Annotated in this window: 17 protein-coding genes; 5 read left to right on the forward strand and 12 right to left on the reverse strand. The window is 63.1% G+C overall.

All coding sequences use genetic code 11. From position 1 onward, the window contains the following. Position 1: 1 nt before the first annotated feature. From AC1DQR_RS33480 to AC1DQR_RS33510, 7 genes are read right to left on the reverse strand one after another with little or no spacing between them, the layout of a single operon-like run. Entirely contained in the window at positions 2–370 is a 369-nt protein-coding gene (locus AC1DQR_RS33480) for an SUF system Fe-S cluster assembly protein (protein ID WP_416047023.1), read from the reverse strand. A gap of 4 nt (positions 371–374) precedes the next feature. Further along, positions 375–824, reverse strand: coding sequence for a Fe-S cluster assembly sulfur transfer protein SufU (sufU, locus tag AC1DQR_RS33485; protein WP_416047024.1), 450 nt, complete (start codon positions 822–824; stop codon positions 375–377). Beyond that, positions 824–2092, reverse strand: a complete 1269-nt coding sequence (locus AC1DQR_RS33490; protein WP_416047025.1) for a SufS family cysteine desulfurase — start codon at positions 2090–2092, stop codon at positions 824–826. The genes sufU and AC1DQR_RS33490 overlap by 1 nt, the downstream gene beginning before the upstream one ends. After that, positions 2089–3417: a Fe-S cluster assembly protein SufD gene (sufD, locus tag AC1DQR_RS33495; RefSeq protein WP_477134558.1), complete on the reverse strand. Its 1329-nt coding sequence runs from the start codon at positions 3415–3417 to the stop codon at positions 2089–2091. Before sufD ends, AC1DQR_RS33490 begins: the two co-directional genes overlap by 4 nt. Next, on the reverse strand, positions 3414–4184 hold the full coding sequence (sufC, locus tag AC1DQR_RS33500; RefSeq protein WP_477134559.1) for a Fe-S cluster assembly ATPase SufC: 771 nt from the start codon (positions 4182–4184) through the stop codon (positions 3414–3416). Before sufC ends, sufD begins: the two co-directional genes overlap by 4 nt. A gap of 53 nt (positions 4185–4237) precedes the next feature. Then, positions 4238–5686 carry a Fe-S cluster assembly protein SufB gene (gene sufB, locus AC1DQR_RS33505; RefSeq protein WP_477134560.1) on the reverse strand — a complete coding sequence of 483 codons (1449 nt, stop codon included), beginning with the start codon at positions 5684–5686 and terminating at the stop codon, positions 4238–4240. A gap of 25 nt (positions 5687–5711) precedes the next feature. After that, positions 5712–6164 carry an SUF system Fe-S cluster assembly regulator gene (locus AC1DQR_RS33510; protein ID WP_477134561.1) on the reverse strand — a complete coding sequence of 151 codons (453 nt, stop codon included), beginning with the start codon at positions 6162–6164 and terminating at the stop codon, positions 5712–5714. 1013 nt (positions 6165–7177) lie between these two features. Between AC1DQR_RS33510 and AC1DQR_RS33515 the strand changes: the two genes are divergently transcribed. Next, positions 7178–7837: a carbonic anhydrase gene (locus tag AC1DQR_RS33515; protein ID WP_183035862.1), complete on the forward strand. Its 660-nt coding sequence runs from the start codon at positions 7178–7180 to the stop codon at positions 7835–7837. Between the two features lie 155 nt (positions 7838–7992). On the opposite strand, the gene AC1DQR_RS33520 is transcribed toward AC1DQR_RS33515, so the two are convergent. Beyond that, entirely contained in the window at positions 7993–8166 is a 174-nt protein-coding gene (locus AC1DQR_RS33520) for a PDDEXK nuclease domain-containing protein (RefSeq protein WP_416047029.1), read from the reverse strand. A gap of 112 nt (positions 8167–8278) precedes the next feature. Between AC1DQR_RS33520 and AC1DQR_RS33525 the strand changes: the two genes are divergently transcribed. Then, positions 8279–8488, forward strand: coding sequence for an IclR family transcriptional regulator (locus tag AC1DQR_RS33525; protein ID WP_416047030.1), 210 nt, complete (start codon positions 8279–8281; stop codon positions 8486–8488). A 444-nt stretch (positions 8489–8932) separates the two neighbouring features. On the opposite strand, the gene AC1DQR_RS33530 is transcribed toward AC1DQR_RS33525, so the two are convergent. The 3 genes from AC1DQR_RS33530 to AC1DQR_RS33540 form a co-directional block, all read right to left on the reverse strand. Beyond that, entirely contained in the window at positions 8933–9337 is a 405-nt protein-coding gene (locus AC1DQR_RS33530; protein ID WP_416047031.1) for a cupin domain-containing protein, read from the reverse strand. Between the two features lie 4 nt (positions 9338–9341). Next, complete coding sequence (locus AC1DQR_RS33535; RefSeq protein WP_477134562.1) at positions 9342–9821, reverse strand: carboxymuconolactone decarboxylase family protein; 480 nt, start codon at positions 9819–9821, stop codon at positions 9342–9344. A gap of 99 nt (positions 9822–9920) precedes the next feature. After that, positions 9921–10673, reverse strand: a complete 753-nt coding sequence (locus tag AC1DQR_RS33540; RefSeq protein ID WP_416047032.1) for an SDR family oxidoreductase — start codon at positions 10671–10673, stop codon at positions 9921–9923. 181 nt (positions 10674–10854) lie between these two features. On the opposite strand from AC1DQR_RS33540, the gene pdxR reads away from it, so the two are divergent. Next, entirely contained in the window at positions 10855–12381 is a 1527-nt protein-coding gene (gene pdxR, locus AC1DQR_RS33545; RefSeq protein WP_477134563.1) for a MocR-like pyridoxine biosynthesis transcription factor PdxR, read from the forward strand. Between the two features lie 658 nt (positions 12382–13039). On the opposite strand, the gene AC1DQR_RS33550 is transcribed toward pdxR, so the two are convergent. Continuing rightward, the gene (locus AC1DQR_RS33550; RefSeq protein WP_416047034.1) at positions 13040–13762 is read right to left on the reverse strand and encodes a TetR/AcrR family transcriptional regulator; all 723 of its coding nucleotides are present in this window, start codon (positions 13760–13762) and stop codon (positions 13040–13042) included. Positions 13763–13952: 190 nt separating this feature from the next. Between AC1DQR_RS33550 and AC1DQR_RS33555 the strand changes: the two genes are divergently transcribed. Further along, positions 13953–15218 (forward strand): MFS transporter, encoded by a 1266-nt coding sequence (locus AC1DQR_RS33555; protein WP_477134564.1) that lies wholly within the window; start codon positions 13953–13955, stop codon positions 15216–15218. A 46-nt stretch (positions 15219–15264) separates the two neighbouring features. Further along, the gene (locus AC1DQR_RS33560) at positions 15265–16068 is read left to right on the forward strand and encodes a cyclase family protein (protein WP_416047036.1); all 804 of its coding nucleotides are present in this window, start codon (positions 15265–15267) and stop codon (positions 16066–16068) included. Positions 16069–16073 lie beyond the last annotated feature (5 nt).

Genomic DNA, 16073 nt, shown 5'->3' on the forward strand with positions numbered 1-16073 from the left:
CTCAGAGCAACCCCAGTTCCAGTCGCGCCGCCTCGCTCATCCGCTCTCGCGACCAGGGCGGATCCCATACCAGTTCAACTTCGACTTCGTCCACGCCGCCAATTTCCATGACGGCGCTCTCGACCACGCCGGGGAAGGTCTGCGCCACCGGGCAGCCCGGCGCGGTCAGCGTCATGCGGATGCCCACCTTGCCGGCGGCTTCGTCCACGGACAGGGAATAGACCAGGCCCAGGTCGTAGATATTGACCGGAATCTCGGGGTCATAAACGGTGCGCAACGCCTCTATCACCCGTCCCTCCATAGTATCGGGGTCAGGCTCGAACTGGTCTTCGTGTGCCTTGGCCTTGCGCAGCCAATCGATCATGCTCATTGCGTCACTCCGTTGAGACCGGCTGGGTGCTGTCGCGCAAGGCGGCCTGCATGGTATGCCAGGCCAGCGTCGCGCACTTCACACGCGCCGGAAACGCCCGTACGCCGCCCAGCACCTCCAGCTTGCCCAGCGGCGCGCAGGCCTGCGCCGTGCCGGATCCGGTCACGAGCGCATGGAAGCCGGAAAACAACGCCTGCGCCTGCGCCTCGGTCTTACCCTTAAGCGCCTCGGTCATCAGTGACGCCGAGGCGGTGGAGATAGCGCAGCCGGATCCCTCGAAGCTCGCATCCTCGATCACGCCATGGTTGACCTTCAGGTACAGCGTCAGCCGGTCACCGCACAGGGGATTGAACCCCTCGGCGCTACGGTTCGCACCCGTCAGCCGCCTGAAATTGCGCGGAGAGCGGCTGTGGTCGACCACGACTTCCCGGTAAAGATCGAGCAGGTCGGACATCAGGCAAATACCTCCTGTGACTTGCGCACGGCACGGAACAGCGCATCCACTTCCTCTCGCGTGTTGTATAGCGCGAAGGACGCCCGCACCGTGGCAGGCACGCCGAACCGCTCCATCACGGGCATCGCGCAATGGTGGCCCGCACGGACCGCCACGCCTTCCAGGTCGAGGATGGTGCCGGCATCATGCGGATGTACGCCATCCAGGACAAACGAGAGAATGCTCGCCTTGCCCGCGGCCGTCCCGATGATGCGCAGGCCGGGAATCTGCGCCGCCTGCCCGGTGGCGTAGGCGAGTAGCGCGTGCTCGTGGGCCGCGATGGCATCCAGGCCCACCGCGCTCACATAGCCGATCGCGGCGCCCAGGCCGATCACGCCGGCGATATTGGGTGTGCCCGCCTCGAACTTGAAGGGCAGTTCGTTGTAAGTGGTCTTGCGGAAAGTGACCTCGCGAATCATGTTGCCCCCGCCCTGGTAAGGCGGCATGGATTCGAGTAGCGCGGCCTTGCCGTAGAGCACGCCAATGCCGGTGGGGCCGTAGAGTTTGTGCCCGGAGAATGCGTAGAAATCGCAATCCAGCGCCTGCACGTCAACGTTGAAGTGCGGCACGGCCTGGGCCCCGTCGACCAGCACCGGAATCCCCCTGGCATGTGCCAGTTCGATGAGGTACCGCACCGGGTTGACCGTGCCGAGGGCATTGGAGAGATGGGTCACGGCAACCAGCCTGGTGCGAGGGCCAAGCAGGCGCTCGAATGCCTCCAGCAGCAGTTCGCCCGCGTCGTTGATCGGCGCCACCTGCAGGATGGCGCCCGTGCGCTCGCACGCCAGTTGCCACGGCACGATATTGGAATGGTGCTCCATCGCGCTGATCAGGATCTCGTCGCCGGGACGCAGGCGCTGTCCGTAACTCGCCGCCACCAGGTTGATCGCCTCCGTGGTTCCGCGCACGAACACGATCTCCTCGCGCCGGGCCGCGTTGATCAGGCCTTGCACGGCGTCGCGCGCTGCCTCGTAGGCATCGGTCGCTAGTTGGCTCAGGGTATGCACGCCGCGGTGGATATTGGCATTGAGCGCGGCGTAGTAATGCGCCTCGCAGTCGATCACGCTCTGCGGCTTCTGGCTGGTGGCGGCGTTGTCCAGGTAAACCAGCGGCTTGCCGTTGACCGTCTGCCGCAGGATGGGGAAATCCCGGCGCAGCCGCGTGACGTCCAGGCCGGCGGCCGGTACCGCGCGCTCCAGGGCCCTGAGTTCATGCGCCGCAGTGTTCATGTCGGCGCCTCCACCGGTTCCGGCAAATGGCCGCGCAACAGCGTTTCCAGCCGCGCGCGCAGGCAGGCCAGGCCTAGCCGGTTGACCATCTCCGCGGCGAAGGCGAAGGTCAGCAGGGCCCGCGCCGAAGCATCGTCCACCCCGCGCGAACGCAGGTAGTAGATCTGGTCGGGATCAAGCTGGCCTACGGTGGCGCCGTGACTGCATTTGACGTCGTCGGCGTAGATCTCCAGCTGTGGCTTGGTGTCGACTTCGGCATTCTCCGACAAGAGCAGGTTGCGGTTGGACTGGTGGGCATCGGTATGCTGGGCATTGGGATGCACCACCACCTTGCCGTTGAACACGGCGCGCGAGGCGCCGGCCAGCACGCCTTTATAGAATTCACGGCTCTTGCCATCCGGCCTCGCGTGGTCGATGCGGGTGTGGTGGTCGATATGCTGCCGGCCGCCAGTCATGTACAGCCCATCGAGCGAGCATTCGGCGCGCTCGGCATTCAGCCCGACCTGGATGTCGGCCCGCGCCAAGCCGCCGCCCAGGGCGAATGCACTGGAGGTGAAGCGGCTGCCGTGCCCCTGATCCATATTCACGCCGGCGATGTGAAACGCCTTCAGGCTCTCCTGTTGCACCTTGTGATGTTCGACCTGCGCGTCACGCGCGGCGACGACGTCGGTGACGCAATTGGTGAAATAGCCGAGGCCCTCCACACCCACGTGGTGCTCCACAATGCAGACACGGCTGCCTTCGTCCGCCATCACGAGATTGCGCGTATGGGTGACCAGCTCGGGCTCCGTGGTGACGAACAGCAGGTGGATCGGCTTGTCGGGAGCGGTGCCGGCGGCCAGGCGGATATAGGCGCCATCGGCCATGAACGCGGTGTTCAAGGCTGCGAAGCCGGACGGGTAGTCGCTCACGCGGCGGCAAAGCAGCGCTTCCACGGGTTCCGGTGTGCGCTCCAGCATGGCGGCGAGRCTGAGCAGTTCGACCCCTGCCGGCAGCACACCGATGCGCGACCATTGCGGCTGGTGGCGGCCGTTGACGAATACCATCAGGTGCGCGCCGGGCAACGCGAGCGACTCGATCCGCGCAGCCAGGGCGGCGTCCGGTTTGCCGGACTGCGTCGGCCCCACGGTAAAGCGGCTTCTCTCGATCCCGGCCACGCTGGTGTACTTCCAGTCCTCATGGCGCAGTGTCGGAAACCCGGCTTGCGCGAAATGCTCCCGCGCCTGCTGGCGCGCGCGTGCGAGCCAGGGCAGTCGCCGGCCAGGCAATGCAGCCTCGACGCGGGCGAACTCGGCAAGATAGTGTTCCACGCCGGTTGCGCTCATGCTGAAGCCTCCTTGCTGGCGAAAGCCGGCGCCTCCATCCCGGCATAGCCATGGCGCTCCAGTTCGAGCGCCAGCGCGGGGCCGCCGGACCTAGCAATGCGGCCCTGCGCCAGCACGTGGACGCGATCCGGCACGATGTAGTTAAGTAGCCGCTGGTAATGGGTAACCAGCACGATGGCGCGTTGCGGGCCGCGCATGGAGCCGATGCCGCTGGCGACGATCTTTAGCGCGTCGATATCGAGGCCGGAGTCGGTCTCGTCGAGAATGGCGAGCCGCGGCTCCAGCACCGCCATTTGCAGGATTTCGTTGCGTTTCTTTTCGCCGCCGGAAAAGCCCTCGTTCACGGCGCGGCAAAGCAAGCTTGGGTCCATCTCCATGAGCCTGAGCTTGTCCTTGACCAGCGCGAGAAAGTCGATGGCATCCAGTTCCGGCTCGCCGCGATGCTTGCGGATCGCGTTGAGCCCCGCCTTGAGCAGATAGATGTTCGAAACGCCCGGGATTTCCACTGGATACTGGAAGGCCAGGAAGACGCCCGCGCGCGCGCGTTCTTCGGGCGGCATGCCGAGCAGGTTCGCGCCGTCGTAGAGGACTTCGCCTGCGGTCACGACGTAACGGTCACGTCCGGCCAGCACGTGGGCAAGTGTGCTCTTGCCGGAGCCGTTGGGGCCCATGATGGCATGCACTTCGCCGGCCTTCACGCTAAGGTCTATGCCGCGCAGGATGGGCTTGTCGTCGATTGAGACGTGCAGGTTGCGGATTTCAAGCATGGCTGGCCTCTTGCTCCAATGTGGCTCCAAGGCGCCGCGTCCCGCGCGCTCCCCTAGCCGATGCTTCCCTCCAGGCTGACGCCCAGCAGCTTCTGCGCTTCCACCGCGAACTCCATTGGCAGTTCCTTGAACACTTCCTTGCAAAAGCCGTTCACGATCATGGATACCGCGTCTTCGGGGCCGATGCCGCGGCTTTGGCAATAGAACAGCTGGTCCTCGCCGATGCGCGAGGTGGAGGCCTCGTGTTCGACGCGGGCGGTGGCATTCTTCACCTCGATATAGGGGAAGGTGTGGGCCGCGCATTTGTCGCCCAGCAACAACGAGTCGCACTGCGAGTAGTTGCGCGCGCCGCTGGCGCTCTTCGCCATCTTCACCAGCCCGCGGTATGCGTTCTGGCCGTGGCCGGCCGAGATGCCCTTGGAGAGAATCGTGCTCCGGGTATTCCTGCCGAGATGGGTCATCTTGGTGCCGGTGTCGGCCTGCTGGTAGTGGTTGGTCAGCGCCACGGAATAGAACTCCCCAATCGAGTCGTCGCCCTGCAAGATCACGCTTGGATACTTCCAGGTRATGGCSGAKCCKGTCTCSACCTGGGTCCACGATATCTTCGAGCGGGCGCCGCGGCAGTCGCCGCGCTTGGTCACGAAGTTATAGATGCCGCCCTTGCCTTCCTTGTCGCCGGGATACCAGTTCTGCACCGTCGCGTACCGAATCTGCGCACCTTCCAGCGCGATCAGTTCCACCACCGCGGCATGCAGCTGGTTTTCGTCGCGCATCGGCGCGGTGCAGCCTTCCAGATAGCTGACGTAGGCGCCCTCGTCGGCGATGATCAGGGTGCGCTCGAACTGTCCGGTCTTCTGGGCATTGATGCGAAAGTAAGTGGACAACTCCATCGGGCAGCGGACTCGGGGGGGGATATAGCAGAACGACCCGTCGCTGAACACAGCCGAGTTGAGCGTGGCGAAATAGTTGTCGGTGTAGGGTACGACCGTGCCGAGGTACTGCTGCACCAGCCCGGGGTGCTCCCGCACCGCCTCCGAGAACGAACAGAAAATGATGCCGAGTTCGCCCAGTTTCGCCTTGAAGGTGGTGGCTACCGAGACGCTGTCGAATACCGCATCCACGGCGACCCCCGCGAGCAACTCGCGCTCCCGCAGGGGCACGCCCAGCTTCTCGTAGGTGCGCAGCAACTCGGGATCGACCTCATCCAGCGTCTTGGGCCCGGTCTTCTGGGAGTGCGGGGCGGAATAGTAGGCGATAGCCTGGTAGTCGATGGGCGGGTGCCTGACTGTCGCCCAATGCGGCTCGGACACCGTCAGCCAGTGACGATAGGCCTTGAGGCGCCAGTCAAGCATGAATTCCGGCTCACCCTTCATGGCCGAGATCATGCGGATCACGTCCTCGTTCAGCCCGCACGGCACCGTGTCCGTTGCCACGGATGTGTAGAAGCCATGCTGATAGCCTTGGCCGATTAGTTCGTCGAGCTTGTGCGCCGGGGTTGCCATGGCCTGCCTTCGGTTTTCCCCTCTTTCATTCGAATGCCTGCTTGCGGCCCGCCACCTTCCAGGCGTGCAACGCGCCGATATCCACTGGCTGGCAATTCGGTTGCGTCATGTCCGCCAGCGTCACGCCATCCAGCGCATGAAAGATCGCTAGGCTGATTCGCTGCCAGTTCGCGCGGATGGAACATGTCCCTTCCTGCGTACACAAGCCGGCTGCAATGCTGCATTCGGTCATGCCGGCAGGGCCTTCCATGGCGTCAATCACCTGCGCGATCGAGATCTCTTGCGGCGGCCGCGCCAGCAGGTAACCGCCCTTCACCCCGCGCTGCGAATGCAGCAGCTGTTGCCGCGCGAGCATCTTGAGGATCTTACTCGCCGTCGGCATTGACACGCCAATCTCGGCGGCAACCTCGGCAGCACTGCAGATCCGGTCGGGATCCCGCGCCATGTGCGTCATGATCACCGTGCCGTAGTCGGTCAATTTGCTTAGTCTGAGCACCTTCACCCCAAAACCACGCCTCGCTAATTAGAACCAATTTAGTCCGTTATAGTTCCGGGTAGCGGTATCGATGCAAGGCGACCTGCGATCGGGTGATGTCCGCCCATGAAGAGAACCAAAGGCTATAGCGCAGCTCAACCACCGACCCGCGCCGGGCAATGCCACCCTCGCCCATACTTAAGTCATCGATCCGTCCGGCGCTACACGGCGACATCGGCGCGCATGATCAGGCCATGGGGCGTAACAAGACTATCTCGCCGATTCTCGGCAGCGTCCGCCCGTTCTATGGCATGCCAAGGCCTGCGATGTGGTTCAACCTGGTTTGTATCGATCTTGATTTGCTGCAGATTGATACGGTCCAATCGTCGCTCGATCCTTCCGATCTCCTCGTCCAACCGGTCAATGCGTGTGAGTGCTCCTGCAACGCACTGAACAGCCATCCTGGTGCCGCTTGTTCTACTTCATCAAGACGAAGCCGGATCTCGGCTAGACCCGCCTGGTGCCCAGCCTTGAAGCTGATGCCGTACTCGTATAGCACTCCTTGTAACGGATTGATCTGCATTGTGCGCATCTTATTGGCAGCGCTCTCATGCTCGGCTCCCCGGAGGGACGCGTTCATACCATCTCTTAGAACTGTCCAAGCGCCTAGCCGATATCGTCAACGATTTGTCGCGGCACGCTCGCTGCGTCAGCGAACTCAGGCCACCGTGCCACGGCCGCGCGGACGTCGGCTACGATGTCCTTTCACACGCCGAGCAGCTCGTAGCGGTCTCACAGTTAGTGGGCAAACGGAGGCGGAGTACTGCCAATGCGGGCTGGCCCTACTCGGCGACGGCCTATGACTATACGAAATTCGCCGGGCTGGCGAGGGCGGCGCGCAAGCACCGCCAGGCGGCGCTGCCTCAAGCTTGACATCGGCGATAATCGCAGCGCACCGGCATGACGAAGTATCGAACGGTCGTGCCCGTATCCCGTATTTGAATCTGGAGGACGCCATGCGTGACATCATCGACGGCTTTCTGCGCTTTCAGCGCGACGTCTATCCTCAACGAGTCGAGCTTTTCAAGCAACTCGCAACGACACAAAATCCGAAGGCGCTGTTCGTCACCTGCTCGGACAGTCGGGTTGTGCCCGAGCTCCTCACCCAGCGTGAGCCGGGAGAACTGTTCGTCATTCGCAATGCCGGGAACATTGTGCCGTCCTACGGTCCGGAACCTGGTGGCGTTTCGGCCACCGTCGAGTATGCGGTCGCGGTCCTGGGCGTGCAGGACATCGTGATCTGCGGGCACTCCGACTGTGGCGCGATGGGCGCGATCTCGCGTTGCACTTGTCTTGATCACCTGCCGGCAGTCGCGAACTGGTTGCGTCATGCAGATGCCGCGAAAGCAATCAACGCGGCATATCAGTTCGATACCCCTCGCGCTAAGCTCGACGGTCTTGTCAGAGAGAACGTGATCGCGCAGTTGGCCAATCTACGCACCCATCCGTCCGTGGCACTTGCACTCGAGCAGGGGCGCATGAATTTGCACGGATGGGTTTACGACATCGAGAAGGGTAGCATCGATGCCCTTGACGGCCCGACACGACGATTCGTACCGCTCGCCGAGTCGCCGGCCACAGTTGCCGTGGCTTCGCGCAATCACGGACAGGTGTGAGACTCGCTGAGCCATATCGAGCGAGTTGGATCGAGCGGGAAGAGCTCAAGCGTTACCTAACCCTGAAATGTTCCACCGTCTGCCCCCGCAATGGCGACGTGCATCTCGCCGCGCAGGTCCGCCCTACTAGGTGTGTCCGCTACTGTCAGACTACCTCAAACAAAGGTGAAGTCTGCTCCTAGTTCCAGCAGAAAATGCTCCAGCTCGCGCAGGATGGCGGCTTCGATGTCTCGCTCCAGATAGCGATTCAGCAAGCCCAGCAAATCGAGGACATAGGGGTTCTCTAGGCCGGGGCTCAGTTCGCCGCGTTCGCGCAGCGCTGTCAGCACTTCGGCTAAAAAGCTTATCCGACTTGCGACACAACGCGGTTCGCTCGAACAGCATCCAGTCCAGGCGATCCTGGGGGGGAGTGCTCCATCCCTCGTTGCAACGCATCTGCAGGTGCGGCAGCTCGGCTACGCGCATACCGCTGAGGAGTACTGCCTGGGCGATTATTCCATCGCTGCGGCTGTCGTCGACGATGCCGGGGTGGCCATCAATATCGCCGTGGCGGGCCCGCGCTGGCAGGCGGAGACCGACGAGAAGCGCTTTGCGGACCTACTGGTGTCCACGGTGGCGTCGATCGCCGGGCAGCGCATGCTTGGCTATTGAGGCGGGGCCGCCTTGGCCGATGGCCAAAGACGACGCGCGCGTTTGGGGTGGGAACTGCCGGTTCTTCATCCTGGGCAAGCGGGTGTGCGTTCCTCGTGATGATTCGCTCGCGGGCGCGATTTGATTTTGGTTCCACTGGATTTGCGGGAACGCGGGCACCCGGTGAATGCCGAAGTGCCGAAGGCGCTGTCGCCATATCGCCGCGAGCATATCAACCGGTTCGGCGATTACCTACTCGACTTGCAGTGGCGCGTGCCGCCACTCGGTCCATCAATCGATTTCCTATTAAAATCAGCGGCTTAGCGGAGATGTGGCGGAATTTTTGCGAATCGCGGTGAGCTCTCCTCATGATCCTGCTCACGTCCAGTGTCGAATGATGATGGAGCCATTCCTGCCTACGGGAAGATGCACCGGCCTTGCCGGTGCCTGCGAAAGACGGTTCTTCTACTTCACCGGGGTCAGGATAGGTGCGCCCTTGTTCTTGATCAGGAACACGACAAACCTGGCCGGCCGCGTGGAACTGGCATTGCGGCCGACGGTATGGATATCATTGGGGCCTTCGTGGAAGGTATCGCCCGCCTTGAGCGTCACCTCCTTGCTGCCCTTGACGCCCATGACGATGCTCCCCTCGAGCACATAGACGAAAGCGTGGGCGTCATGGCGATGCACGGGGTCGACCGCGCCGGGCGGATACTCGACGACGATCATCTGGGCTTCCTTGCCCGGATACTCAGGCAACGGCTCCGAGCGCAGCGGTGTCACACTCGCCTCCGGCGCAGCCATGGCCGGCCGCGCAACCATCAGGCACAACCACATCAGGGTTGCAGCAAAGGAAACGATCCTCTTCATGGCATCACTCCAAGCCGGCCTTGTCGAGCCCGAACGCCTTGTCGGACGAGCCGGGCACCATGCGGAACGCCACGTTCAGTCGGTTCCAGCTGTTGATCGCGCCCACGAGGAACGTGAGATCCGACAGCTCCTTCTCGGAGTACTCGGCACGTACGTTGTCATAGATATCGTCCGACACGCCCTGGGTGGGAATATTAGTCAGCACCTCGGCCCATGCCAGCGCGGCGCGTTCACGTGGCGAGAACAGCGTCGACTCGCGCCAGATCGCCACGTGATGCAGGCGCAGTTCGCGCTCGCCATGGATCTTCGCCATCTTGACATGCATGTCGACACAGAACGCGCAGCCATTGAGCTGCGACGTGCGAAGCTCGACGAGCTCGCGGATGTGGGTCTCGATCGTCGTTTTCTGGAGCAGCGCGCCGAGCTCCACGAGCTTCTTCGACAGCTCGGGCGATTGCAGAAAGTAGTTAAGGCGTTGCGCCATGATGCTCTCCTGGCAGATGACAGAGGTTGTGTTTGGCGGCATATCGTGGCGATGTCCCGCTGAACGAAAGGATGTGCTTAGCGGGACAGCAACCCGCAATCAACCTGCTTTAGCCTGAGCGAGCCACTGATCGAGACTGATACGGCCGATCCGCGCGTCGCCGATCGGCACAAGCGACAGTTCCTCGACCAGGCCACCGTAGTACCGCGCATTGCGGTCCGTCACGACCGGGCGTGCGTCGCCTACCGATTTCAGATAACGCGCGATGATCTCGGCGAAGGGCGCCCGATCCGGGCCGGCGATGTCAATGGTGTCGTTCAGCGGCGCCGCGAGCGCGACCTGCGAGAGGATCGCCGCGATGTCGTCCGCAGCGATCGGCTGAAACTGTCCGTCGCCGACGCGAATGGTGCCGCTGTCCGTGCTGAAATCCGCGATGCCGCCGATGAATTCCATGAACTGCGTGGCACGCACGATCGTGTACGGCACGCCGGCTGCCTCGATTGCCTCCTCTTGCGCGACCTTGGCGGCGAAATATGCGTTCTCCGGCATGCGGTCGGTGCCGACGATCGACAACGCTACATGATGGCGCGCGCCTGCGGCCACTTCGGCCTTGCCGAGATTGCGCGCCGAGGTGCGGAAGAAGTCGAGCACCGCCTGAGGTTCCCAAGATGGTGCGTTCGTCACATCCACGACGACATCCGCGCCGATGAGCGCATTGCTCAGACCCTCGCCCGTCACGGTATTGACGCCGGTACTTGGGGATGCGGCGAGCGCCTGATGGCCTGCCTCGCTGAGCAGGGTGACGAGACGTGAGCCGATCAGGCCCGAACCACCGATTACGACGATCTTCATGGCAGGTTCTCCAGATGAGTAAATGAACGCGTGATGGGCGTGGCGCCGCGTGAAAGTGCCGCCCTCGCCGTCGCATTGCCCAAAACCAGTATGTGACAATCATGACCTATTAATAAGGGTCAAGAATTGTCGATATGACTAGTCCAAGCCGCTCCCACTCCTCCTTCTCCGCGACACCGTTATGACCGCACGAACTCCCGCATTGGCCATCGAAATCGATCGCCAGAAGCCGTTGCCGATCTATCTGCAAATCTGCGAGCGTTTCAGGACGGCGATCGCGGCTGGGCATCTGCGTCCGGGCGACCGCGTGCCCGCGCTGCGCGGCCTCGCCACGCAATTGAGCACGGCGCGAGGCACGGTCGAACTGGCCTATACGATCCTTGTCGACGAGGGCTACCTGCAGATGCGCGGTGCTGCCGGCACGTTCGTTTCGCCTTCGCTACCGCCGTCAGTGGTGCTTTCCGCGGATGAAAAGGGTCGCCAGGACTCGCACGGCCGGCCGGCCGGCGAAGGAGCGGGCACGGCGAAGACGCCAGACGGGTCACATGGCCAGCCGATGCCGCGCCAGGTGGCAATCACCGTCGCCATGAGCGGCGACCCGCGGCCGTTGCAGCCAGGACTGCCGGCGCTGGACGCGTTTCCGCGGAAGATATGGAGCCGGCTGGTTTCGCGTCGTGTGCGCAGTGGCGAACGCAAGATGCTCGCCTACCCGGATCCGATGGGCTATCGGCCACTGCGCGAACGCATTGCCACCTATCTCGGTCTGTCGCGCGGAGTCACGTGTCTGCCCGATCAGGTGTTCATTACCGGTGGCTACCGCGCGACGCTTGAACTCGTGCTGCGCAGCCTCGCGCAGCCGAACGATCATATGTGGTTCGAGGATCCCGGCTATTTGCTCGCGCGCAACTTTCTGACCGAGACCGGCGTGCAGTTCGTACCCGTGCCGGTGGACGATGAAGGGATCGACGTAGAGCGTGGCATTCAACTGGATCCGCAGGCGCGTTTCGCACTGGTCACGCCATCGCATCAGAGCCCGCTCGGACACATGCTGTCGCTCACGAGACGCCTGGCGCTGCTGGATTGGGCGGAGACAGCGTCTCGCTGGATCATCGAGGATGACTACGACAGTGAGTTCCGGTATTTGGGCAGGCCATTACCGGCGTTGAAGAGCCTCGATCGGCATGATCGCGTGATCTATTGCGGCACGTTCAGCAAGGTGATGTTCCCCGGTCTGCGGCTCGCGTATGCCGTGGTGCCGGAGCGTGCTGTCGAGCGCGTCGGGCGGGTGGCATGCAGCATGAACGCCGGCTCGCCGGCGGTATTGCAGGCTGCCGTGGCAGATTTCATGGAGCAGGGGCATTTTGCGCGACATGTGAAGCGGGTGCGTGCGTTGTACGGCCAACGCCGCATGCTGATTGCGCACGCGCTGGAGCAGGCGTTCGGCGAGCAGCTGATCGTCGATTTGCCACCCGGTGGGATCCAGTTCGCGGTGCAATTCGCCGAAGGCCCCGATGGCCCGGTCGACGATGTCGCCGTTGCCTCGCGGGCCCGTGAGGCGGGGCTTGCGGTGTTGCCACTGTCGATTTGGTACGCGAATGGCCGTATGCGGCGCACGCCGCGCGGCCTCGTGATTGGCTTCGCCAACATCACCGATGCAGGTGAAGCGGCCCGTCTCGCTCGAACGTTACGCTCGTGCCTGGATGGCTGACGCGTGGGGCAGATGCCAAAATGCGAAGTCACGAAACGCAGTACGCCTTCGCTTGGGCATGGATGCCTGGCTGCCGAATATCGCAAGCAAGTGACGAACGTTATTTTTCGGCAGCACCTTCCTTCGTAAGTCCCAATCGGCCGCAGAGCTCAAGCCATAGAAGAAGGCCGAGCAGGCCAAGTCAAATATGGCTCTTGCGGCCTTCTTCTTGCCCGCTTGGCGAACGGCGGAAACCCCCAATGGCCGAATTACTTTCGTAGGCCGGACGACAGGTTTCAGAGCGAAGCTGTCATTTGAATGACTGTTAACTAGAGTTCACGAAGGACGGCTCCTGGCCGAACTCGGACCTCGGTCAGCTGCTTCTCTGGGGCCGGATGGCACTTCCTTCGAAGGCAGCCATCGGCTTGAGGGTTCAAGGGGGCTATTGCCAGTTTTTTGGCCACTCGAGCATTCGAAATCCAGCAATCGCGTTGAATTCTCGAACACGCAATTGACTGGCGCGTGCACCGTCTGTTCCTGCAGTCCCGCGGTGCTGATCCTGCTGGCGAGCGCTTCCCGGAGATGTCTGACCAGGTCACCGCGATAGGCCTAGAGACGTGGCGAGGCTACGTTTTTTCCAGTCCAGCCCCGAACACATCTGTACTCCAGGCGAATTGCATCATAAGGATGATTCTCTGGAACGCCTTGATGACGTCCGGTCGGCCCCGGCGCGAATGCCCGCTGCGATGAAAGTCACCAGGTACTCGGACTTGTGACGCACGTCGCCGGCCTTGAACTTGCCGCCGGAGATGCGCTCGATACGCCTGTCGAACACGCTCATCACCAGCGCTCCCACGGCAAACAGATAGGCCCAATGGGCATATCTGGCATTGCCTGGCAGAGCCTTGCGGATCGCCTTGACGAATTCCATGGCGAACGGGTCGAAATAGTCGGCAACAATACCGCGCTCGGCTTCTCTTGGATCGGAGGCCTCGCGTGCAACGAGCTTGGCATAGGCAATGCCGGCCTCAGTGTCCTGAATCCGCATTACCGGCTCCACGAATGCACGCACGATGTGCTCCACCGAGTCCTCGCCAGCGGTGAGTGGTTGGCGTAGGGCTGCCAGCCGGGCCTCGAACAGCGTCTTGCGCCGATCGAACAGCGCGCGGTACAGATTTCGCTTGGTCTCGAAGTGGTAAACGATCAGCGGCAAGCCAACGTCCGCGGCTGCGGCGATATCACGCATCGACACGCCGTCGAAGCCGCCCTCGGCGAAGAGGCGCTCCGCTGCATCGAGCACGCGTTCGCGCTTGCTCGCTTCCGGGATCGGCAGCTCCTGCGCTTCTTCTCGCGCCATGCCCCGTGCCCCGACCTCTGGCTTTCGCGCTTCCCTGCCTTCCATGCTGCCTCCATATAGATGCGCCATTGTAGCGAACCTCACTTCGCCACATCCGCACCCGCGTTTACCCTACTGTAACGTTTGACTGTACGGGCGTACAGTCCGTTCCGTTCGAGACTGCACGATCGTACAGTCAGTGCAAACGGGTGCGTCAGCAGCTTCGGCCAGGGGACGCCAAATCAGGAGACCCATCATGCCCCCCAATCCTGCCTCGCTGAAGTGGCGCGTGCTTATCGGCTGCTTCCTGAGCTATATGTTCGACGCGGTGGACATCATCATCCTTGCCATCGCCATGTCGGCCATTACCGCATCCCTTCACATCACACAGGCGCAGGCCGGCTTGCTGGTCACAGCCACGCTGCTCGGCATCGGGCTGAGCAGCGTGGTGATGGGGAGGCTGGCGGATACCATGGGCCGCCGCACGGCGCTGCTATTGTCGCTGGTGACTTTCGGCGCGCTCACGATGGCAATTTCCGGCGCCACCGACTGGCGCCAGATCCTCGTCCTGCGCTTCCTCTCAGGCCTCGGCCTGGGCGGGGTCTGGAGCACGGCCGCGGCTCATGTCAACGAGACCTGGCCGGCGCACCAGCGCGGACGGGCCACTGCCTTCGTGCTCAGTTCCTTCTCTTCGGGCGCAACCGTGGCCGCCCTGGCAGCGGCCTACCTGCTGCCGGCGCATGGCTGGCGCGTGTTGTTCTTTCTCTGCGGCGCGGCCGTGGCCATCGCCATCGGCTACGTCTGGCTGCGCGTGCCGGAATCGGAGGTCTGGCGCGCGCAACGGTCCAGCGGGCAGTCCACCAGAGCAAGCRCCGGCCGTGCCAGCCTTGCTGCGTTGTTCGCGCCCGGCCTGCTGCGCATTACCCTGCTCGGCACCGCGACCTCGGCGTTGGCGCTGTCCGCGTACTGGGGCGCTTCGACCTGGCTACCGACCTTCCTGGTCAAGGAACGGGGGCTCGATGTCACCACCATGGCAAGCTTCGTGGCCGTGCTGAATGTCGGCATGTTCCTTGGCTATAACGTCTTCGGCCTGCTCGCAGACCGCATCGGGAAACAGCGTGCCGTGATCGCGTCGCTGGTCGGCTCCGGACTGACGCTACCGGCCTATGCTTTCGCCACGGACCATGCGACCCTGCTCGTCCTCGGCCCGGTATTCGCCTTCTTCATGGCCTTCGCCGGGCTCGTGGGCTCCTACTTCGCCGAACTGTTCCCGACCCGCATCCGCGCAACCGGTGCCGGGTTCTGCTTCAACGTCGGTCGTGGCATCTCCGCCTTCGCTCCGCTGGCACTGGGCTCGGCGGCGACGGCGTTCGGCTTTGCTCCAGGCATCGCGCTGTGCGGCGGCTTGTTCCTGCTGTCCGCGGCCGTGGTTGCCTTGCTGCCACGCGAAATTGCCGAGCGGGATACCGGTGTGGGCGCCCGCAAGGCGCCGGGCACCGCGCCGTCCCTCGATGCCAGTTGAGCCCGTCTTCCCCCTTTTCACGCATCTCCAAAGAGGACCTCCCACCATGACCCGCCGCTTCGTCGATCTCTCGATCTACCTGGAAAACGATGTAGTCTCCGACCCGCCCGGCTATGGCCCCCAGATCGAGTACCTGTCGCATCGCTCCACCGCCGAGCAGGTCACGGCCTTTTTTCCGGGGCTGAAGCCGTCAGACCTGCCGGACAGCGAAGGCTGGGCGATCGAGCGCATCCAGCTCAATACGCACAATGGCACCCACCTGGATGCGCCCTATCACTTCCACAGCACCATGAACGAGTCATTGGGGCAGCGCGAGCGCGCCATCACCATTGACGAGGTGCCGCTGGAGTGGTGCTTCCAGCCAGGCGTGAAGCTCGACTTCACCGGGCTGGACGACGGCTATGTGGTGACCGCTAACGACGTTGATGCCGAACTCGACAGAATCGGGCACGTGCTCAAGCCGCTGGAGATCGTGGTGGTCAACACGCGTGCGGGCAAGCGCTACGGCCAGCCTGACTACGTCTCGTCCGGCTGCGGCATGGGGTTCGACGCCACCATGTACCTGCTTGAACGTGGCGTGCGGCTGACCGGTACCGACGCGTGGAGTTGGGACGCGCCGTTCGTGCACACGGCCCGCAAGTATGCCGAGATACAGGACGCCTCACTGATCTGGGAAGGCCACAAGGCGGGCCGCAACATCGGTTACTGCCACCTGGAGAAGCTGCACAACTTGGAGGCGCTGCCGCCGCATGGCTTCTACATCTCCTGCTTCCCGCACAAGATTCGCGGGGCCTCGGCCGGCTGGACCCGCGCCGTTGCCATCTTCGACGATGCCCTGAATGCCGCCTGATACCA

This window comes from Cupriavidus sp. 05L411, assembly GCF_056398045.1.

Excerpts from the sequence above, each read along its gene's own strand:
- AC1DQR_RS33480 (WP_416047023.1), bottom strand. The coding sequence starts at position 370 with ATGAGCATGATCGATTGGCTGCGCAAGGCCAAGGCACACGAAGACCAG.
- sufU (WP_416047024.1), bottom strand. The coding sequence starts at position 824 with ATGTCCGACCTGCTCGATCTTTACCGGGAAGTCGTGGTCGACCACAGC.
- AC1DQR_RS33490 (WP_416047025.1), bottom strand. The coding sequence starts at position 2,092 with ATGAACACTGCGGCGCATGAACTCAGGGCCCTGGAGCGCGCGGTACCG.
- sufC (WP_477134559.1), bottom strand. The coding sequence starts at position 4,184 with ATGCTTGAAATCCGCAACCTGCACGTCTCAATCGACGACAAGCCCATC.
- AC1DQR_RS33515 (WP_183035862.1), top strand. The coding sequence starts at position 7,178 with ATGCGTGACATCATCGACGGCTTTCTGCGCTTTCAGCGCGACGTCTAT.
- AC1DQR_RS33530 (WP_416047031.1), bottom strand. The coding sequence starts at position 9,337 with ATGAAGAGGATCGTTTCCTTTGCTGCAACCCTGATGTGGTTGTGCCTG.
- AC1DQR_RS33535 (WP_477134562.1), bottom strand. The coding sequence starts at position 9,821 with ATGGCGCAACGCCTTAACTACTTTCTGCAATCGCCCGAGCTGTCGAAG.
- AC1DQR_RS33540 (WP_416047032.1), bottom strand. The coding sequence starts at position 10,673 with ATGAAGATCGTCGTAATCGGTGGTTCGGGCCTGATCGGCTCACGTCTC.
- pdxR (WP_477134563.1), top strand. The coding sequence starts at position 10,855 with ATGACCGCACGAACTCCCGCATTGGCCATCGAAATCGATCGCCAGAAG.
- AC1DQR_RS33550 (WP_416047034.1), bottom strand. The coding sequence starts at position 13,762 with ATGGAAGGCAGGGAAGCGCGAAAGCCAGAGGTCGGGGCACGGGGCATG.
- AC1DQR_RS33560 (WP_416047036.1), top strand. The coding sequence starts at position 15,265 with ATGACCCGCCGCTTCGTCGATCTCTCGATCTACCTGGAAAACGATGTA.